We start from the raw sequence: 18,430 nt of genomic DNA, 5'->3' as shown, positions 1-18,430 counted from the left end.
AAAAGCCCTGATAGTTCAGGGCTTTATTTTTTTCAACGATTTATCATGCTTTAAACGCATGGCTTATATGAAGCTGAGGTTATCTTAAGCACTCTCTTTTTTCTTCGCTTTATTTTTATCTTTCACAGCTTTCAGTTTCGCTTTGTGATCAAGCTTATAATCCGGCATGGTTTTCTTACCTTCCATCAGATAATTATCCATCCAACGCATCAAACGTAAGCTGTAATCATACTGCGCTGCAGCCTTACGGTTACCATGACCTTCTCCTGGATAATATACTAGGCGCACATCTTTACCTTGGACTTTCATGTAACGATACATTTCCATCGATTGTGCCGGATGCACTCGAGGATCATCTTTACCATGCATGATCAAAAGAGGCGTTTTAGACTGGTGAGCCCAATAAATAGGGCTACGTTCTAAATAGTACTGCCATTTATCCCATGGGTAAGAGCGCGCATGAACTAAATGCATTTCATTAGAAATATCGGTAGTACCAAATTTAGATAATTGATTTGAGATACCAACAAACATCACACTTGCAGCAAAATGCTCTGTCAATTTTGTTGCTGCCCAAGCAGAGGCATAGCCACCATACGAACCGCCAGTAATGCCGACTCGTTTACTATCCACTAAGCCTTGCTCAACCAGATAATTTTTCATATCCACCAGATCATTAAACTCAGCACCCGCATAATCATTTTGTCCTAACTTAGAATACTCAACACCTTTACCGGTTGAGCCACGATAATTAGGATAAAATACTGCATAACCGCGCGCTGCGCCCATTTGACCGGGTTTAGAGTAAGCAGTTACCCAACCATTTTTTTCATGACTTTCAGGTCCACCATGCACTTGCATGATCAATGGATAGCGCTGACCTTTTTTATAATCAAGCGGATAAACTAAAATCCCGCCTACTTCCACGCCATCACGTGCTTTGATAGTAATAGATTCTTGTTTCGCAAAACGTTTATCTTTTAACCAAGGGTTGGAATCTGATACTTGCGTCAGTTTCTTACCACGAAGCATAAACGCTTCATTTGGGTGTTTGGCACTATGACCCTTTAACGCGATGGTTTTATCTGAATCAGAGATTGAGAGGTTTGAAGCAATGATTTTGCCCGCTTTCAATTGCGTTCGATACTTTTTGCTGCCCGGCTTAATATTTGCCACTATGCTTTCAGTGCCAATATTGGCAATAAAGTGTAATTTGTCGCTGTGATGAGACCACTCAATATCACTGACATGACCAGCAAAATTCGGTAACCAATGACTAATTTTACCACTACTTGCGTCAGCTAAATATAAACGTCCAGTTGCTGGATCATGTTTATCTTGTGCGCCGATAATGGCGATGTATTGTCCATCAGCAGAAAACTCAGCAGTGCCTAACTTACCTTCAGTGGCGATAGATAAGGTGATTTTCTGCTCGGCAAGGTTCATAACATGCCATTGTGATTGAGTGTATGTATCATCAATTAATGAGGTGGGTTGAGTTTTCACCAATAACTGCTCGTTATCAGCTGACCAATTCATATCGGTCACATGACCTTTAACATCAAAGGCATCCAGTTGCTGTGCTTTGTCATGGACGGCTAAGTCGGTGACAAACAACTGTTTGTTTTTCAAGCCCATTTCATACACTTCGGCTTTAAAACCTAACTTTTTCAGTTCTTTCTCAGACTTGTCTTTTGCTGGCATAGCAAGTATCGCCACTTGCTTACCATCAGGACTAATATCGTAACGGCTGATCGAAGTATCTTTTAACCCCATGACTTTTTGGCGTTCACCACCATCAACGGGAATGCGATACAACTGAGTAAACTTATCCCCTTTAAATTTCGCCAGAAAATAGACAAATTTTCCATCGGCAGACCATTCCAAACCACCAACGTTCACTTTACCTGTAATAAATGGGCGAGTATTTCCTTTCGCATCAGTAATATATAATTCGGTATAATTTTTACCATGTTGATCAACATACAGCTCTCGAGGTTGCGTACGAGTATAAGCAAGGTAATCACCACTTGGGCTAACAACACTACTAACGACTGATTTAATTTTTGGAATATCCTCGATACTAATAGTATCGTCTGCTACGACAGTTGTACTGACTAACGAAAGCACTGCCGCAAATGATGTTAATTTGAACATAAGGTCCTCATATTTAAAGCTTTGGATTATTATCATTTTTCGCAGCAATATTAGCCCACCTGAGAAAAACCATAAAGCCTTTATCACGGTAAAGTTGTTTAAGAATAATAGTGGATAAAATTAGTACAATTGTTGACTAGTCTAACCAACGAACTTTTTGTTAGAATAGACACTCTAATATTATCAATAGCCAATATAAATTGCTTTATTGGCAACTCATGGCGTTTGGAGAACACTATCAATGTCAGCATATGCAGTAGGACACAAGGTTCCTGATTCAGATTCAATTTGCTCAGCAATTGCGCTTTCATATTTAAAAACAACGCTGGGCGAAGACGTTAAACCAGCACGTTTAGGCGAACTTTCACCTGAAACATTATTTATTTTAGATAAGTTTGGTTTTGAACAACCTGAACTTAAGCTAAGTTTTGCTGATACTGATGGTATTTATGTTGTTGATCATTCTGATCGAATCCAAGGGCCAGATGATATCGATAACACTACTATTTTAGGCATTATTGATCATCATAAACTAGGTGACATCACCTCAAATGCGCCGCTGGAATGTTGGATCCGCCCTGTCGGCTGTACCAACACAATTATTAAAATGATGTACGACTTCCACAATGTTGAGATCCCTAAAAATATTGCTGGTGCGATGATGTGCGCGATTTTATCCGATACCGTTATTTTTAAATCACCAACCTGTACTACCGCTGATATCAAGTGCGTTGAAGCTCTAGCAGAAATTGCAGGAATAGATGATCCACAAGGCTTAGGCATGGAAATGTTTAAAGTGAAATCTGCGGTAGAAGGCACACCGATCCGTGACTTAGTATTACGTGACTTTAAAGACTTCGATATGCATGGCAACTTAGTCGGTATCGGACAATTAGAAGTGATCGATCTGGCGATATTTGACGATATCAAAGCAGAGCTAGCGGCTGATATTGCAGCACTCAAAGCTGAAGGTAACCGCCATAGTGTGATGTTATTATTAACAGATATTATGAAAGAAGGCTCAGAAGTGTTAGTGGTAAGTGATAATGACGATTTAACCGAAAAAGCTTATGGTAAAGCAACTACTGATGGCAAAGTATGGCTAGACGGTGTGTTATCTCGTAAAAAACAAGTGGTACCGCCACTACAGGAATCTCTCGCTTAACAAACATAGCGATGTGTAACAAAGCTCGATGATATGAACTTACATCGAGCTTTTTTATTTGGCGTTCTCAGCCAGCAGATAAAGGCATATGCATGGATATTAATGATTCAACCCGCTTATCTTTTCGGTTAATGAATAGCTCTGACATAGACGCTTTATGGCAGTTAGATCAAGATCCTGAGGTAATGAAATATATCACAGGCGGTATCATCTCAACTCGAGATAGAATCATTAATACCTTTATTCCTCGCATGCAAGCTTACCGAAATGAAGATAAAGGTTGGGGCTTATGGCAAGTTAACCTCAAACAAACGGATGAATACCTCGGCTGGATTTTAGTCCGACCAATGAATTTTTTCTCTGATCACCCTGAAGCTGACAACCTTGAACTTGGCTGGCGATTTTTTCGTTCATCATGGGGTAAAGGCTATGCCTCAGAGGCAGCCCAACATATCAAAAACATTCTCGCGCAAAATAAAGCTTACCGCGCTTTTAGCGCGATAGCTGCCACTGATAACTTAGGCTCTATCAATATCATGCAGAAAATCGGCATGTCATATGTGAAAACCTATCATCATGTTGATCCGTTATTTGAATGTGATATTGCCTATTATCAAATCAAAAATCGCTAACCACTATTAATAAACTCAGTGCTGTTTTGACACGCTAAGTAAAGTGAATTAATAACATTAGCTGTCACCAAGCAATATTCTAGCCCCTATTTTCTCATACCATCCAAGAAGCACTGGATATAAAAACAGTTATCAATTACACTCTTCAAACATTCTCTCGACACTTTAATTTCAATGAGATTATATATTGCCGAAAAACCCAGCCTTGGCCGAGCTATTGCCTCAGCACTACCAAAACCACATAAAAAACAACAAGGATATATCGAACTCGGGAATGGCGATATTGTCACATGGTGCATAGGCCATATTTTGGAACAAGCACAACCTGACGCCTATGATGAAAAATACAAAAAATGGCAGTTAGAACATCTGCCTATTATCCCTACAAAGTGGCAGCTAACGGCAAAGTATCAAACAAAATCGCAACTTAGTGTCATCCGAAAATTAGTCAAACAAGCACAACAGATCATCCATGCTGGCGATCCTGATCGCGAAGGACAATTACTGGTAGATGAAGTAATTGAATTCCTTAAGGTAGCACCGCACAAAAAAGCCAATATGCAACGGTTATTGATCAGTGATCTCAATACTTCTGCCGTCAAACGCGCATTACAACAATTAAAACCGAATCAAGCGTTTATGCCATTATCAATATCTGCATTGGCACGCAGTCGGGCTGATTGGCTATACGGCATCAATTTAACTCGTGCCTATACCATACAAGGAGGTAAAGTAGGCTATCATGGCGTGCTATCAGTAGGTCGTGTCCAAACGCCAGTACTTGGTCTGGTAGTTAATCGCGATCACGACATTGAACACTTTGTCAGTAAACCCTTTTATCAAGTAAGTGCCGTGCTAGAAACAGCAAACGGCGAGCAGTTCGAGGCAAAATGGCAACCCAGCGATGCTTGTATACCTTATATGGATGAAGAAGGACGAGTGGTCGTTAAAGCATTAGCAGAAAATGTTGTCGAACGCATTTCTGAGCAACCGGCAACCGTTACTGAGGTCGAGAAAAAGCATAAAAAGCAAACACCACCATTACCCTTTAACTTATCCGCATTACAAATAGCTGCAGCTCAACAGTTTTCAATGAATGCTAAATTAGTGCTCGATGTTTGCCAGTCTTTATACGAAAAGCATAAATTGATCACTTATCCTCGCTCTGATTGTCGTTATTTACCCGATGAGCAACACAGTCAAGCAACAGGTATTTTAACGCATATCGCCCAAGGAAATTCATCACTGGCTAAAGCGGCAAGTAATGCCAATGCACAATTAAAAAGCGGAGCATGGAATAGCAAAAAAGTAACCGCACATCATGCGATTATCCCGACAGAAAAACCTGTTAATGCCATCGTATTAAACAATTTTGAGCAAAATATTTACCAGCTGATCGTACGCCAATATATCGCCCAGTTTTATCCCGACTATCTATACCACCACACAAAAATTTCATTAACAATTGCTGGAGGCCACTTTACTGCAAGCGCCAATATCCCTAAACAGCTGGGATGGAAGTCTTTATTTCCTCAGAAAAAAATGGTTAAGAACAGCGATGAAGCTTTGCAAGAGCAACAACTACCAGTAGTTGAACAAGGTGACGTGCTACTTTGTAAACAAGGCAATTTACTGGAAAAGCTGACTCAAGCCCCTAAAGCTTTTACTGACGCTAGTTTACTTGCCGCAATGACAGGCATTAATCGTTTTGTCAGTGATAAAACACTTAAAGCCATATTGAAAGATACTGATGGTTTAGGCACCGAAGCTACCCGTGCCGGCATTATTGAATTATTGTTCAAGCGTGGTTTTTTACAGCGTCAAGGCAAAAATATTCACGCAACTGAGGCGGGGAAAGGCCTGATCAATGCATTACCGAAACAATGTACGCAACCAGATATGACCGCACAATGGGAAGCGACATTAAACAATATTGCCGAACGCAAAGCCAGCTATCAGCACTTTATAACACCGCTCACTGAGACATTAACTGAATTAATTAGCTTAGCGATGCAGCAGTTACCCGTCAGCTTAACAGGAATTAAATCAACACAAGCTCCGGCATATAAAAAACGTAAACGTGCGAAAAGACAACGTGCTTAATTGATATTAAGCACTTTCTTCAAAGGTGAAAGATGCTGCTCAAAGTATTGCCATTGCGCTGTAGCACTTTTATAAATAGGCTGGCGAACTTGCTCAGAACTTGGCGTTTTGATATTACGTTTGGTTTTATGAAACTCTAAACATGACGGTTCAAATTCTAAGCGACAAAAATCAAGCATTCTTCTGACTTGCCCTTCGAGATCATCCACCACATCTTCATGGTTCACTGTCAACACGAAACCAGGTAAGACGGATTGCCAGTGTGCCATTAATTTCATATATGCATTGTAATAACGACCAATATCTTCAAGGCTATAACTAAAATCCTGCCCTTCAGCAAACAACTGTTTGTAACCACTAAAGCAACACGCCATGGGAGAGCGCCGTGCATCAATGATTTTAGCATTAGGTAAAATTAATCGGATCAGGCCGATATGAAGAAAGTTGTTCGGCATTTTATCGATAAATAATGGCGCATGTTCGCGATAGACCCTAGTGTCATCGATAAATTGCTGACCAAAACGTTTAAAGTAACTCCCGTCAATGTCAGCTAAATTTTTCGGGTATAAATTTTCTTGTTTATTTCTTCCGCGCAAACGTGCAGCTAAGCCAAGGATATTATGCAGCTCCATGGTGCCATCTACTTGGCTGTGAGATGCTAGTATCTGCTCCAACAAGGTAGAACCCGCACGAGGTAAACCGACAATAAAAATAGGATCCGGCACATCAAGACCTAAATGCCCCCGTTGTTCAAATAACTCAGCTGTGCAATGGTGTATTTGTTCATCCACTTGCTGCTCGATCTTACTAATATCAAATTTATTATGAGAACTTTGCAGTTGATTGCCTTGCTGATAGGCATGAAATGCTTGATCGTATTGCTTTCTGTCTTCATAAGCTTTACCCATAGCAAAATGCAACTGAACTTTATCGGTTAAGCTAGCCTGTTCATTGTCAATTTGCTGTTGCATCAGCGCTATTTCGTCATCTCTAAAATGATAAGTTTTAGTATTCGCCAAGCTCCAAAATGCATCACCGTAATTCGCTTGTATTTGATATGCCCTTTGATAAGCCTTAATTGCTTCAGCTAAATCTCCCTTAGCTTTTAGGGCATGCCCAAGCTGTAAATGATAACCCGCAATTTGATCATTATCGGCTATCACTTGCGTAAATATATTAATTGCTTGTTCGGTTTTTCCTAAGCCAGTTAACACGCTTGCTTTTGCGACTTTAAAGCTATGGTTATCAGGCTGTGCGGTTAATAATATCTCAACTTGCTGCTCAGCTTTTTTAAATTTGCCCAAACGGATCAACAAATTTAGATATAAAGAACGCGCATGGATATGCTTTGGTGCTAATTCAATAGCACTCGACAATAAAAACTCAGCATCGGCGTACACTTTCAGCTCTATACCGATCTCAGCCAGCAGGCACATACCTTCAATATGATGTTTATTCTGTTGCAGAAAATGACGACATACTTGTTCTGCTTTAACAAACTTACCTTCATGCATAAATTCAGTGACGGCTAGCAAAGCAGGCGGTAATTGCTTCAATTTTTCTAATTGATTTGCCGCTTGTTGTATTAACTTCGGTTGAGCTTGCTTGCGGTATATTTCTATTAATTCTTGCCAACTCGCGACTAAGCAAGGATTAAGCTTTACGGCTTGCTCAAATGCCTGTTGTGCTTTGTCAGCTTGTTGCAGTGCCAGATAATTATAGCCTTTTTCTTGGTAAGCTCTGCTGTGCTTGTGATCGAGCACCAATAATTCATCGAGACTTGCCAAAGCACTGGAGAATTTTTTTGCATAGCGTTGGGCAACAGCAACTAAATACCGCAGTTGCACTTGATGCGCCTGCTCATCAGTTTGTCTCAGGGATTGTTTTGCCTGTTCAATGGCCTCATTAAATTTTGCCGATTGGATTAATTGTTGAATATTTTTGAATTGCACTTCAATAGAGGAAGATGAGTTGACCAACGATTTAGCTCCATAAAATGATAGAAATAGCGACGAGCTGCAAGAGTGAACACTGTATCAAGAAAAAGCCGCTTGATACAAATATCAAGCGGCTTTGCACAGCATTATTGTTAACTACAGCTTAATAAAAATCATACGAAAATCTTAAGCCAATCGTACGAGGACGATTTGTTACAACTTTAGGTGTGAATTGTTGCATATCAACATATAAAGTTGCGCTTTCATCGGTCAAGTTATCAATAAACAATTCAGCTTTCCATTCTTCGTTGGTGACACCAAAGCTTAAATTTGCAAGCACGTAACTGTCTTGGATATAACGGCCACCTGCAAATGTTTGACCATTTCTATCAGTGTAATTAACACCGGTATAAACATCCGCTTCTTTCTTAATGCTGATGCCAGAGCCTGTACCGTAGATCAAGTTAGTCGCATCTTCCTGCACAAATGCTGCCATTGTCATACCTGTGAATCTTTCCCCGGTATAACTAATAGAACCATTAATATAGCCTGTCATATCTCCTTTGATATGATAGAAATAACGTGCTTGTAAATTACCAGAGAACTCAGCTGAGTAAGGTAATCGACTACCAACCGGTGGTGCAATCCCATCTAGTTCAGCATTAATTGACGTTAACTCTGTATCAAGGAAACTAAACGCACCTGAAATGATTAGATCTTCAGTTGCTGCCCAACTAAAGTCACCATCAATACCTCTAATTTCTGCATCACCGACATTATCGGTAAACACTAAGAAACTAATATTGGTTGGGTCAAACCGTGACGTTTGTAAATCAGATATTTTTGAATAGTACGCCGTGGCATTAAAGCGCAGGCTTTGATCAAACAATGTTGATTTTAAACCAAGTTCAATATTATCCAAACTATCTGTAGTCGAATACACTGGAATACGGAAGCCATCAAATGCCCCTTCCTGAACTTTGGCCTGTCCACCACCAACGCGGTTAGTCACTGGAGGTCTAAAACCTTCTGAATAAGATGCAAACACCATCACTTCATCTGACACCTTCCAGTCGAGAGATGCTTTAAAAATGGTGTCATCAACTGTTAGCGTACCGTCGCTATCCAACAGACTCGTGTCTAATTGTCCATTCGCAATCGCTTCTTGAATGGCTTGCGCCTCATCTTCGCCAAAAAATTCGGTTAAGGCAGCATCACTACCATCTCCAAAGGCACGTAATCGTCCACTGACATCTGCGGTCGTTGTTGAACCTTTATAAATATCATCAATCTGGTACCAACGAGCACCTAAGCTTGCTGTCACCGTATCGGTTAAATCAAACTCAACTTGGCCAAATAGTGCGATTTGATCAATAGTATGAGTGATATCATTCACAAAGCTATATTCAGCAGAAAATGGGCCTTCACCACTGTTAGTGCCTTCGTTACCGACAAGCGTTCTTTCTAGATTACTAAAATGAGGTAAATCCGTGTTAGCAATGTTAAATAAACCAACCGTGGCTAATTCTTGTGAATCATAAAACACACCAGCAGTGACTCGCCAGTCATTATCCATTGAGGTATTCATACGAAGTTCATGGGTAATACGTGAAGTGTCGGTATGTTCCTTATAAAACTTCGTTGGATCTAAACATTCTTGAGCTTCTGGAGCGCCCCAATAGCTACAGACGTAATAGGCAGAAAAAGAACCACCATTGGTATAACCCGTGTAATCAATGGTTGAGTCTATTTCTCTGTCTAAGTAGCCACCCGTATAGACTAGCTCAAGCTGTTCTAAACGACCTTCTAAGGTCCAGGTCGTTAAGCCAAAGTCATCACGATTATCTTCTGGCGTAAAACGGTTAGTCGATGATTCACCTTCAAGGTTAGGGTCATAAGCAAACACCCCTTCTGTTTCAAGTGATTGTTGAGTATGTTGTACCAACAATTCCCACTCATCATTAATTAAATAAGACAAACCAAAACGCGCACCAGCGTAATTAGCCGTGTTAAAGTTTTCTTCCACTAATGAATCATTTCTTGGTGAGGTCACTGGTACATCTTCAGGGTTAGTTAATGCCCCTCCTGAGATTCGACTGATCACTTCCGCGCTACCAATGTAACCACCATCACCGGGTACATTTAGTACATTATCAATCCAACCACCTTGAGTATCATTATAAGTCGCAACGCGCACCGCCAAATCATCCGATAATGACATATTGACATAAGCTTCAACAGAGTTGCTCATATCACCACCAGAGGTTGAACTGATGCTGGAATCAAACCCAACAGCAAAACCGTCATGGTTCGGTTTGTTAGTAATTAAACGAACGGTACCTGATTGAGAGCTAGCACCAAACAGTGTCCCTTGCGGCCCAGGTAATACTTCTACCCGTTCGACATCTGTGGCATAAATATCTAAGTTACGACCTTGCATCGAAACCGGTTGCTCATCTAAATAAAAAGCCACTGAAGGTTGCAATGCTTGTACTGATGACACACTGATATTCGTTTGTGTCGTTGCCGCACCGCGAATATAAATTTCATTTTGTCCTGGGCCTGTGCCTTGGAAAACCACATTAGGTAAGAACTCAACGTACTCATCAAAATTAGAGACACCCAGTGTTTCTAAACTATCGCCAGTTAACGCGGTGACCGTCACTGGCACTTCTTGAATAGATTCGGCACGTTTCGTTGCAGTAACTTCAATCACTTCAATGGTTGCTTTATCTTTTTTGCTAACTTCTTCTGCATAAATAGAGCCTGACGCTGCTATAGCTGACAATACAGCACAGTGCAACTTAGTTAGTTTCATAATAAATTTCCCTTAAATCATTATTAATTTATTTGATATGGTACTTTTAGTACTCTAATTATATTTATTTCCTACTATAACGTAACAACGGCATAAATTCATACAAAACCAATAAATAATTAAAAAAATCAGCAGCTAAATGGAAATAACAAGACCCCTTATCCAATAGTAAGAAAAAAAACTACTATCAACACAAATCAAATCGTTCGTTAAATCACCCATGATTATTAGAGCTATTCTCAAAGAATTTTTGACAAAAAAAAAGCCCACCGAAGTGGGCTTCTTACTGACATTTAGTTCGGCATTAAACGCGTTCTATTACGGTTGCAATGCCTTGACCTAAGCCGATACACATGGTTGCAAGACCAAGACTTACATCCTTATCTTCCATTAAATTCAATAATGTGCCGGTAATACGAGAACCTGAACAACCTAACGGATGACCTAACGCAATAGCACCACCATTTAAGTTGATCATATCGTCAGCTTTATCTTCTAACCCAAGTGCACGTATACAAGACAATGCTTGCGCAGCAAATGCTTCATTAAACTCTGCTAGTTCAATATCTTCAAGCGATAAGCCAGCACGTTTCAATGCTTTCTTAGTGGCTGGTACCGGACCAAATCCCATGGTTGAAGGATCGCAGCCCGCGATCCCCATACCACGAATTTTAGCACGCGGCGTTAAGCCTAATTCTTTCGCTCTATCAGCAGACATAACCAACATAGCCGATGCGCCATCAGACAATGCTGAAGAAGTACCCGCGGTAACCGTGCCATTAACAGGATCAAACACAGGTCGTAGCCCAGCAAGTGTATCAACTGTGGTTTCAGGACGAATGACTTCATCGTGTTCAACCAGAGTTAATGCACCTTGTGCGTCATGGCCTTGAGTTGCGACAATTTCATTAGCCCAACGTCCTTCAAGTGTTGCTTGATGAGCTCGCTGGTGTGAACGGGCAGCAAATGCATCTTGTTGTTCACGCGTAATACCATGTTGTTTACCCAATAACTCTGCAGTTAACCCCATATTGCCTGCGGCACGTGAGATGTATTTACTTAGTGCCGGATCAAAATCGACATCATACATCATAGGCACATGCCCCATATGCTCAACACCACCAACAATAAACACGTCACCTTGACCAGACATAATATTAGTTGAGGCATCATGTAACGCTTGCATTGATGAACCACATAAACGATTCACTGTGACTGCGCCCACGTGCTTTGGAATATCCGTCAGCAGTTGAGCATTTCGAGCGATGTTAAAACCTTGCTCTTTGGTTTGTTTAACATTACCCCAAATGATATCTTCAATGAGTGCAGGATCTAAGTTGGGATTACGTACTAACAGTTGCTGCATCAAATGTGCAGATAGTCCTTCGGCACGTACATTACGAAAAACGCCCGCTTTAGAGCGTCCCATTGGTGTACGAATACAATCGACAATTACGACTTCTTTCATGGTCGGCTCCTAAGCTTTTTTAACATCTGTAGAAAAATAAGACTTGCCTGATGCTGCCATTTCACGCAGACCATCAGTTACTTGATAAATCTCACCTAGGTGAGCATATTTATCAGCCATGGCAATAAAGTTCTCTAATCCTAAGGTTTCAAGATAGCGAATCGGACCACCTCTGAACGGAGGGAATCCTAAACCATAAATCAAGCCCATGTCGGCTTCAGCAGCGCTATCAACCACTCCTTCTTCTAAACAGCGAATTACTTCATTCACCATAGGGATCATTAAACGAGCAATGATTTCATCGGCTTCAAATGTTTGATGCTCAATATTAAATAAATCATAGGCCGCTTGAGCTGCCACCTTAGTTGGCTTGCCACGCTTATCTTTACCATAGTCAAAGAAGCCCGAGCCATTTTTCTGTCCCAAACGGTTAGCTTGATACAGAGAACTCACAGGGTCATTAGCTATTTTACCCATGCGAGTTGGGAAGCCTTCTGACATCACGCCTGTACAATGATCGGCAGTATCAATGCCGACAACATCTAATAAGTAGGCAGGACCCATTGGCCAACCAAATTGTTTTTCCATCACTTTATCAACAGCAGCAAAATCAGCACCTTCAAGAACTAATTGGCTAAAACCAGCTAAGTATGGGAATAAAACACGGTTGATATAAAAGCCAGGGCAATCATTGACGACAATGGGAGATTTTCCCATTTTAGCAGCATAAGCCACTACTGCAGCAACCGTTTCATCAGAGGTCTCTTTACCACGGATCACTTCAACTAATGGCATTTTATGCACAGGGTTGAAAAAGTGCATCCCGCAGAATTTATCTTTACGTTTTACACTTTGGGCAAGTAAATCAATTGAAATGGTTGATGTGTTCGAAGTAACAATAGCATCATCACTCACATAGCTTTCAACTTCAGCTAATACCGAGGCTTTGACTTTAGGGTTCTCCACAACCGCTTCAACAACTACGTCAACGTCTTTGACACTATCGTAGCTCAGTGTTGGCGTAATATTGTTTAATACACCCGCCATCTTCTTAGCGTTAATACGTCCACGGTCTGCCAATTTAGATAAAATACCTGCAGCAGTGGTTAATCCTAAATCAAGCGCTTCATTGTTGATATCTTTCATCACAATCGGCGTGCCTTTATAGGCAGATTGGTAGGCTATTCCGCCACCCATTATGCCTGCGCCAAGTACGGCAGCTCTGTCTACCGATTTAGTCGCCATTTTGCTGGCTTTTTTCGCTTTGCCTTTCACCACTTGATCCGCTAAAAATAAACCAATCTGTGCGGTGGCCGCATCTGTTTTAGCCAGTTCAGCAAAGCCTTCATTTTCTAATTTCATAGCGCCGGTACGATCTAAACCTGCCGCCGCTTCAATGGTATTAACCGTCGCCATTGGTGCTGGATAATGCTTACCAGCTTTAGCTGCTATCATGCCTTTACAAGTACTAAACGTCATTACCGTTTCAGTAGGCGACAGCTTTAATGGTTCAAGTTTTGGCTGACGCTTGGCGCGCCAATCTAGCTTGCCATCGATGGCTTGTTGCAACATCTTTAAGGCCGCATCACGTAAATCTTCTGGCGCTACGACCGCATCTAACACACCGACAGCCATCGCTTGTTCTGGCTTATGGGCTTTACCTGTTGACATCCATTCAATGGCATTATCTGCACCAATTAAACGAGGTAAACGAACGGTACCACCAAAGCCAGGCATTAAGCCTAATTTTACTTCGGGTAAGCCGATTGAGCAGCTAGTATCGGCAATACGATAATCACAGGCTAAACTCATTTCACAGCCGCCACCTAGAGCAAAACCATTTAAGGCAACTACCGTTGGTATGTCTAAATCTTCAAATGAGTCAAATACATCAGAGCCTTCTTTAATCCAAGGGATCAACTCTTCTTTTGGCTTTTTGAACATATCCAAAAATTCAGTAATATCAGCACCAACAATAAAGCTAGATTTACCTGATGTTACTAAAACACCTTTAGCATCGCTGCAATCCTTAATTGCTGCAATGACTGCTCTGTATTCTTTAAACGTTTCCTGATCAAACTTATTTACTGAACCTTCGGCATCGAATTTAAATTCGACAATACCGTTATCCAATAGCTCGGCAGAAAGGCTTTTGCCTTGAAATAACATGCCTAGTCTCCTCAATTAAATGTAGGGTGAACAATTGTGTTTTTTAATAATAGTCGATTGAGTGTGCCTTGAATGAAATTGAAAAGCAAATTTTTTAAACAAGTGTTTTAATTAGGTGTATTAATTTTTAAATATTTGCTCAAAATGAGCGAAATAGTTCTATTGACAACACTACATAATCCCTTGATAAAACGTGTTAAACTGGGAATAGAAAAAGTAACTTCACCTTAAATTAGCTCTTATATATGAAAATGCCAACCAAAATGCACACACCAGAAACTTTATTACTTGCGATGGCTTTTATCATGCCGTTAGTTTTTTCAGTCTGGATGGCACTGTTAAATAACTTCGTAATTGAAAAGGCGCAGTTCACTGGTGCTGAAATAGGAATTTTACAGAGTTTACGAGAAGTACCAGGTTTTTTAGCCTTCACGGCAATCTATGTCATGTTGTTCATTAAAGAGCAAAAACTCGCTTTGCTTGCGTTAGGCATCACGGCTTTCGGCGTAGCCATTACCGGTTATTTTCCGTCTGCAATTGGTTTATATATCACCACAGTGATCATGTCAGTTGGTTTTCATTATTTTGAAACAGTCAATCAATCACTAACATTACAATGGATTGATAAAGAACACACCGCCCACTTTTTAGGGCGTTTATTATCGGTTAAATCCGCTGCTTCACTGCTGGCCTTCGGCAGTATTTGGCTATTAATGGAATGGCTATCTTGGTCTTATCAAGCCACCTACACTTTATTTGGCGGCTTAGCATTAATACTGACATTTCTATTAGCGATTTCATTTAAGCAATTTCCAATTAAAGCCGAACAGGAAAAAAAATTGATCCTGCGAAAACGCTATTGGCTGTTTTACGCATTAACATTTTTTAGCGGCGCTCGCCGACAAATATTTGTAGTATTCGCAGGGTTTTTAATGGTAGAAAAATTTCACTATAGCGTGGCTGACATCAGCGCTTTATTTTTAATTAACTACATTTTCAATTGGCTGTTTGCAGCTCGCATTGGTAAATTAATTGGCATAATTGGTGAGCGTAAAGTGCTTAGATTTGAATATATCGGCCTTATCACCTTATTTATTGCCTATGGCTTAGCTGAGAACGCCACTTTTGCTGCCATTTTATACGTAGTCGATCATTTATTTTTCGCGCTGGCCATTGCGATAAAAACCTACTTTCAAAAAATCGCTAAACCTGAAGATATTGCGGCCAGTGCAGGCGTCAGCTTTTCAATCAACCATATTGCCGCCGTTATTATTCCTGTGTTACTTGGCATGGTATGGTTAGTAGACTCATCACTAGTATTTTACATTGGTGCTGGTTTTGCTGCTTGCTCGTTGTTACTTTCCTCTCAAATTCCGCGCCATCCGATGCAAGGAGTGGAACTGCGCAAGCATGAAAATATGAACCTCAGCTCGACATAACTCCTCATGCTTGTTTTGTTAAACTAAAAACAAAAAACTGAGCATAGCTCAGTTTTTTTTACTCAATAACGTTATTATTTAGTGTTATTCATTTGCTTTTAAGAAAGCTAAAAACTCATCTGCCGGCATAGGTTTCGCGTAAAAGAAACCTTGTACTTCATCGCAATTTTGCGCTTTCAAATGTGCTTGCTGCTCTTCTTCTTCAATCCCTTCAGCAATCACTTTCAAGTTCATTTGCTTACCTAAATTGATGATAGTATCAGCAATAATAGCCTGTCCTGGTTTTGTTATATCAGTAACAAATGAACGATCAACTTTAAGTCTATCTAATGGCAATTTCTGCAAATAACTCAGTGATGAGTAGCCAGTACCAAAATCATCTAACGCGATACTAATACCTTGTTGCTTTAACTTAACTAACGCATCAATAACAACCTGAGGTTCATCCATTAAGATATTTTCAGTGATTTCCAGCTCTAACTTATTCGGTAACACTTTATGCCTGACAGTAGCGTCGATGATGCTATCAACGAAGTTCTCTCGCCTAAACTGTGGAATTGACACATTCACTGAAATTCCCACATCATCAAAAGACTCTTGCTCAAGCGTTTTGATTTGTTGACAGGCCTGGTTGATCACCCAATCACCAATTTCAATAATTAACCCTGAATATTCGGCTAATGGAATAAATACCCCTGGCGAAACAAATTGGCCATCTGCGGTACGCCATCTTAACAGCGCTTCAGCACCAATCACTTTACCGGTTTGCAAGTTTAATTGTGGTTGATACCATAGCTCTAAGCGATTTTCGGCAAAGTCTGTGCGCAATTGACGGATCATCCCCAAACGCCACAGTGTTTTTTCTTCCATCTCTTGCTTGTAATAAACAAAGTGCTCTTGGTTATTTTTCTTCGCTAAGTTCAATGCAATATTAATTTGATTTAATACATTAACACCGCGCGAACCAGCATCTGCTTTTTCACACAAACCAAAGCATGCATTAATCGGTAAATGTTGTTCACCAGCAGAGAATGGTTTATTAAATAACAAACTTAATTTTTCTGGGTTAACTTTGTCTTTTGTACCGATAATACCGAAAACATCGGCACCCACTCGAGCAAACTGACATTGTTCACCCATCGCTTTCATTCGGCTAGTCACAGCCATCAACAATTGGTTACCTAAATCTTGCCCTAGACCATCGTTAATATCGCTGAAGTGATTAATATCGATTAAACCCGCGACAAGTTCTGTATTATCACTTTGCGCAAAATTATCTAATAAATTCACAAATTCTAAGCGATTGGGTAAGTCTGTTAACCAGTCTTTATAGGCGGCATCGCTTAACTTTTGAAACAAGTGTACATTTTCATAACCCGTCGCAATATTGGTCATGAATACTTCAATTAATTGTTTTTGGGTATCGGTTAAGGCCGTTTTTAATACCAAGTGAATAACGGCGCGATAACCGCCACTGGATAAATACAAGCTCACACTGTCTGTATCAAAAATATGCTGTTTTTTCTGGAAACAACTAGTCACTTGTTGCTGTATTGTTTCGTTAGCAAGCATATCTACTTTTTGATGATTCAGTACAGATGAAAAACCTTGTTGTCCTAAAACATAAAGACTTAAATCATCCGCCCCCTCGATAATACCTTGGCCACGAGCACAAAAAACACCTGACTCACAATCACTTAACGCACTTAACTGCTTCAGTACCCCTTCCGCATATTCATCAACGGAGTGTAATTCTAACAACTCAGCTGCGGAGCAAATGATTTTCTCTAAACCTTTTCTATTTTCAGTCACTGTGTCTATTTGTTGGTAGGAACGAATAGCAGCAAATACAGTGGTAACGAGTTTTCGACGGGTTAGTTCAGTTTTGGTTTTATAATCGTTAATATCATAATCTTTGATAACGCTTTCTTCAGGCGCATAACCCGGTTGCCCGGTTCTGAGCACGATACGGATATCTTGACGATCCAATTCATCACGAATGTGTTTAACAACATTTAATCCAGCATCATCAGTTTCCATTACTACATCGAGTAATACTAAAACTAAATCTTCATGTTGTTCGATTAATTGACAAGCATCGCGTCCAGAGTAAGCATGGAAATATTCTAACCGTCTACCTAATACCACTAAATCTGATAAAGCAAGTTGCGTCACAGAATGGATCTCAGGATCATCATCAACGATTAATACTTTCCATGTATCATTGCTCGAGTCTTCGAGAATCTCGTCTTCATCACTATCATCGATAAACAAAAAATCATCGTTTGTTTCTTCAGATGCCTGCATATATTCCTCAAAGTAAGTAGACAACTAGCCATTTTGTCTGTATTTCACTACTAGGTTAATTATTATAAATTAAACACCCACACTTACATAATAAAAGTGAGTAACGGAATATTCAACCTAACAATTGCATAATAATTAATTAATTCAAACGCCCGTTACCTATATGTAAAGAATAGGTGAAGTTTTTGAGACTACCTATAAAATTTCAAATTAATTTTCTCGTAGACAAAACAAT

The 18,430-nt window shown here is 40.1% G+C and carries 10 protein-coding genes; 4 read left to right on the top strand and 6 right to left on the bottom strand.

Annotated elements, in window-relative coordinates:
• Positions 1-84: 84 nt before the first annotated feature.
• The gene (locus IV514_RS02055; RefSeq protein ID WP_206483244.1) at positions 85-2,157 is read right to left on the bottom strand and encodes a S9 family peptidase; all 2,073 of its coding nucleotides are present in this window, start codon (positions 2,155-2,157) and stop codon (positions 85-87) included.
• A 241-nt stretch (positions 2,158-2,398) separates the two neighbouring features.
• On the opposite strand from IV514_RS02055, the gene IV514_RS02050 reads away from it, so the two are divergent.
• The 3 genes from IV514_RS02050 to IV514_RS02040 all read left to right on the top strand — a co-directional run bounded on the left by IV514_RS02050 (position 2,399) and on the right by IV514_RS02040 (position 6,057).
• Positions 2,399-3,322 carry a manganese-dependent inorganic pyrophosphatase gene (locus IV514_RS02050; protein ID WP_206483243.1) on the top strand — a complete coding sequence of 308 codons (924 nt, stop codon included), beginning with the start codon at positions 2,399-2,401 and terminating at the stop codon, positions 3,320-3,322.
• A gap of 92 nt (positions 3,323-3,414) precedes the next feature.
• Complete coding sequence (locus tag IV514_RS02045; RefSeq protein ID WP_206483242.1) at positions 3,415-3,954, top strand: GNAT family N-acetyltransferase; 540 nt, start codon at positions 3,415-3,417, stop codon at positions 3,952-3,954.
• 174 nt (positions 3,955-4,128) lie between these two features.
• Positions 4,129-6,057: a DNA topoisomerase III gene (locus IV514_RS02040; RefSeq protein ID WP_206483241.1), complete on the top strand. Its 1,929-nt coding sequence runs from the start codon at positions 4,129-4,131 to the stop codon at positions 6,055-6,057.
• Here the strand turns inward: IV514_RS02040 and IV514_RS02035 are convergent.
• The 4 genes from IV514_RS02035 to fadB form a co-directional block, all read right to left on the bottom strand.
• Positions 6,054-8,036 (bottom strand): tetratricopeptide repeat-containing sulfotransferase family protein, encoded by a 1,983-nt coding sequence (locus IV514_RS02035; protein ID WP_241242143.1) that lies wholly within the window; start codon positions 8,034-8,036, stop codon positions 6,054-6,056. The genes IV514_RS02040 and IV514_RS02035 overlap by 4 nt on opposite strands.
• A 121-nt stretch (positions 8,037-8,157) precedes the next feature.
• Positions 8,158-10,812, bottom strand: a complete 2,655-nt coding sequence (locus IV514_RS02030; protein ID WP_206483240.1) for a TonB-dependent receptor — start codon at positions 10,810-10,812, stop codon at positions 8,158-8,160.
• A gap of 304 nt (positions 10,813-11,116) precedes the next feature.
• Positions 11,117-12,280, bottom strand: coding sequence for an acetyl-CoA C-acyltransferase FadA (gene fadA, locus IV514_RS02025; protein ID WP_206483239.1), 1,164 nt, complete (start codon positions 12,278-12,280; stop codon positions 11,117-11,119).
• 9 nt (positions 12,281-12,289) lie between these two features.
• Positions 12,290-14,449 carry a fatty acid oxidation complex subunit alpha FadB gene (gene fadB, locus IV514_RS02020; protein WP_206483238.1) on the bottom strand — a complete coding sequence of 720 codons (2,160 nt, stop codon included), beginning with the start codon at positions 14,447-14,449 and terminating at the stop codon, positions 12,290-12,292.
• Positions 14,450-14,694: 245 nt separating this feature from the next.
• On the opposite strand from fadB, the gene IV514_RS02015 reads away from it, so the two are divergent.
• The gene (locus IV514_RS02015; protein ID WP_206483237.1) at positions 14,695-15,888 is read left to right on the top strand and encodes an MFS transporter; all 1,194 of its coding nucleotides are present in this window, start codon (positions 14,695-14,697) and stop codon (positions 15,886-15,888) included.
• Between the two features lie 84 nt (positions 15,889-15,972).
• On the opposite strand, the gene IV514_RS02010 is transcribed toward IV514_RS02015, so the two are convergent.
• A complete protein-coding gene (locus IV514_RS02010; RefSeq protein ID WP_206483236.1) occupies positions 15,973-18,195 on the bottom strand; it encodes an EAL domain-containing protein in 2,223 nt (740 codons plus the stop codon).
• Positions 18,196-18,430 lie beyond the last annotated feature (235 nt).

Source organism: Thalassotalea sp. G2M2-11, assembly GCF_017168195.1.
In the GTDB taxonomy this organism is placed as follows: domain Bacteria; phylum Pseudomonadota; class Gammaproteobacteria; order Enterobacterales; family Alteromonadaceae; genus Thalassotalea_E.
The sequence above is the reverse complement of the archived record's forward strand: the minus strand, read 5'-3'. Positions and strand labels throughout refer to the sequence as shown.

Bases quoted from the DNA above. Each gene is read 5' to 3' on its own strand.
- IV514_RS02055 (WP_206483244.1), bottom strand. From the start codon at position 2,157: ATGTTCAAATTAACATCATTTGCGGCAGTGCTTTCGTTAGTCAGTACA.
- IV514_RS02050 (WP_206483243.1), top strand. From the start codon at position 2,399: ATGTCAGCATATGCAGTAGGACACAAGGTTCCTGATTCAGATTCAATT.
- IV514_RS02045 (WP_206483242.1), top strand. From the start codon at position 3,415: ATGGATATTAATGATTCAACCCGCTTATCTTTTCGGTTAATGAATAGC.
- IV514_RS02040 (WP_206483241.1), top strand. From the start codon at position 4,129: ATGAGATTATATATTGCCGAAAAACCCAGCCTTGGCCGAGCTATTGCC.
- IV514_RS02030 (WP_206483240.1), bottom strand. From the start codon at position 10,812: ATGAAACTAACTAAGTTGCACTGTGCTGTATTGTCAGCTATAGCAGCG.
- fadA (WP_206483239.1), bottom strand. From the start codon at position 12,280: ATGAAAGAAGTCGTAATTGTCGATTGTATTCGTACACCAATGGGACGC.
- fadB (WP_206483238.1), bottom strand. From the start codon at position 14,449: ATGTTATTTCAAGGCAAAAGCCTTTCTGCCGAGCTATTGGATAACGGT.
- IV514_RS02015 (WP_206483237.1), top strand. From the start codon at position 14,695: ATGAAAATGCCAACCAAAATGCACACACCAGAAACTTTATTACTTGCG.
- IV514_RS02010 (WP_206483236.1), bottom strand. From the start codon at position 18,195: ATGCAGGCATCTGAAGAAACAAACGATGATTTTTTGTTTATCGATGAT.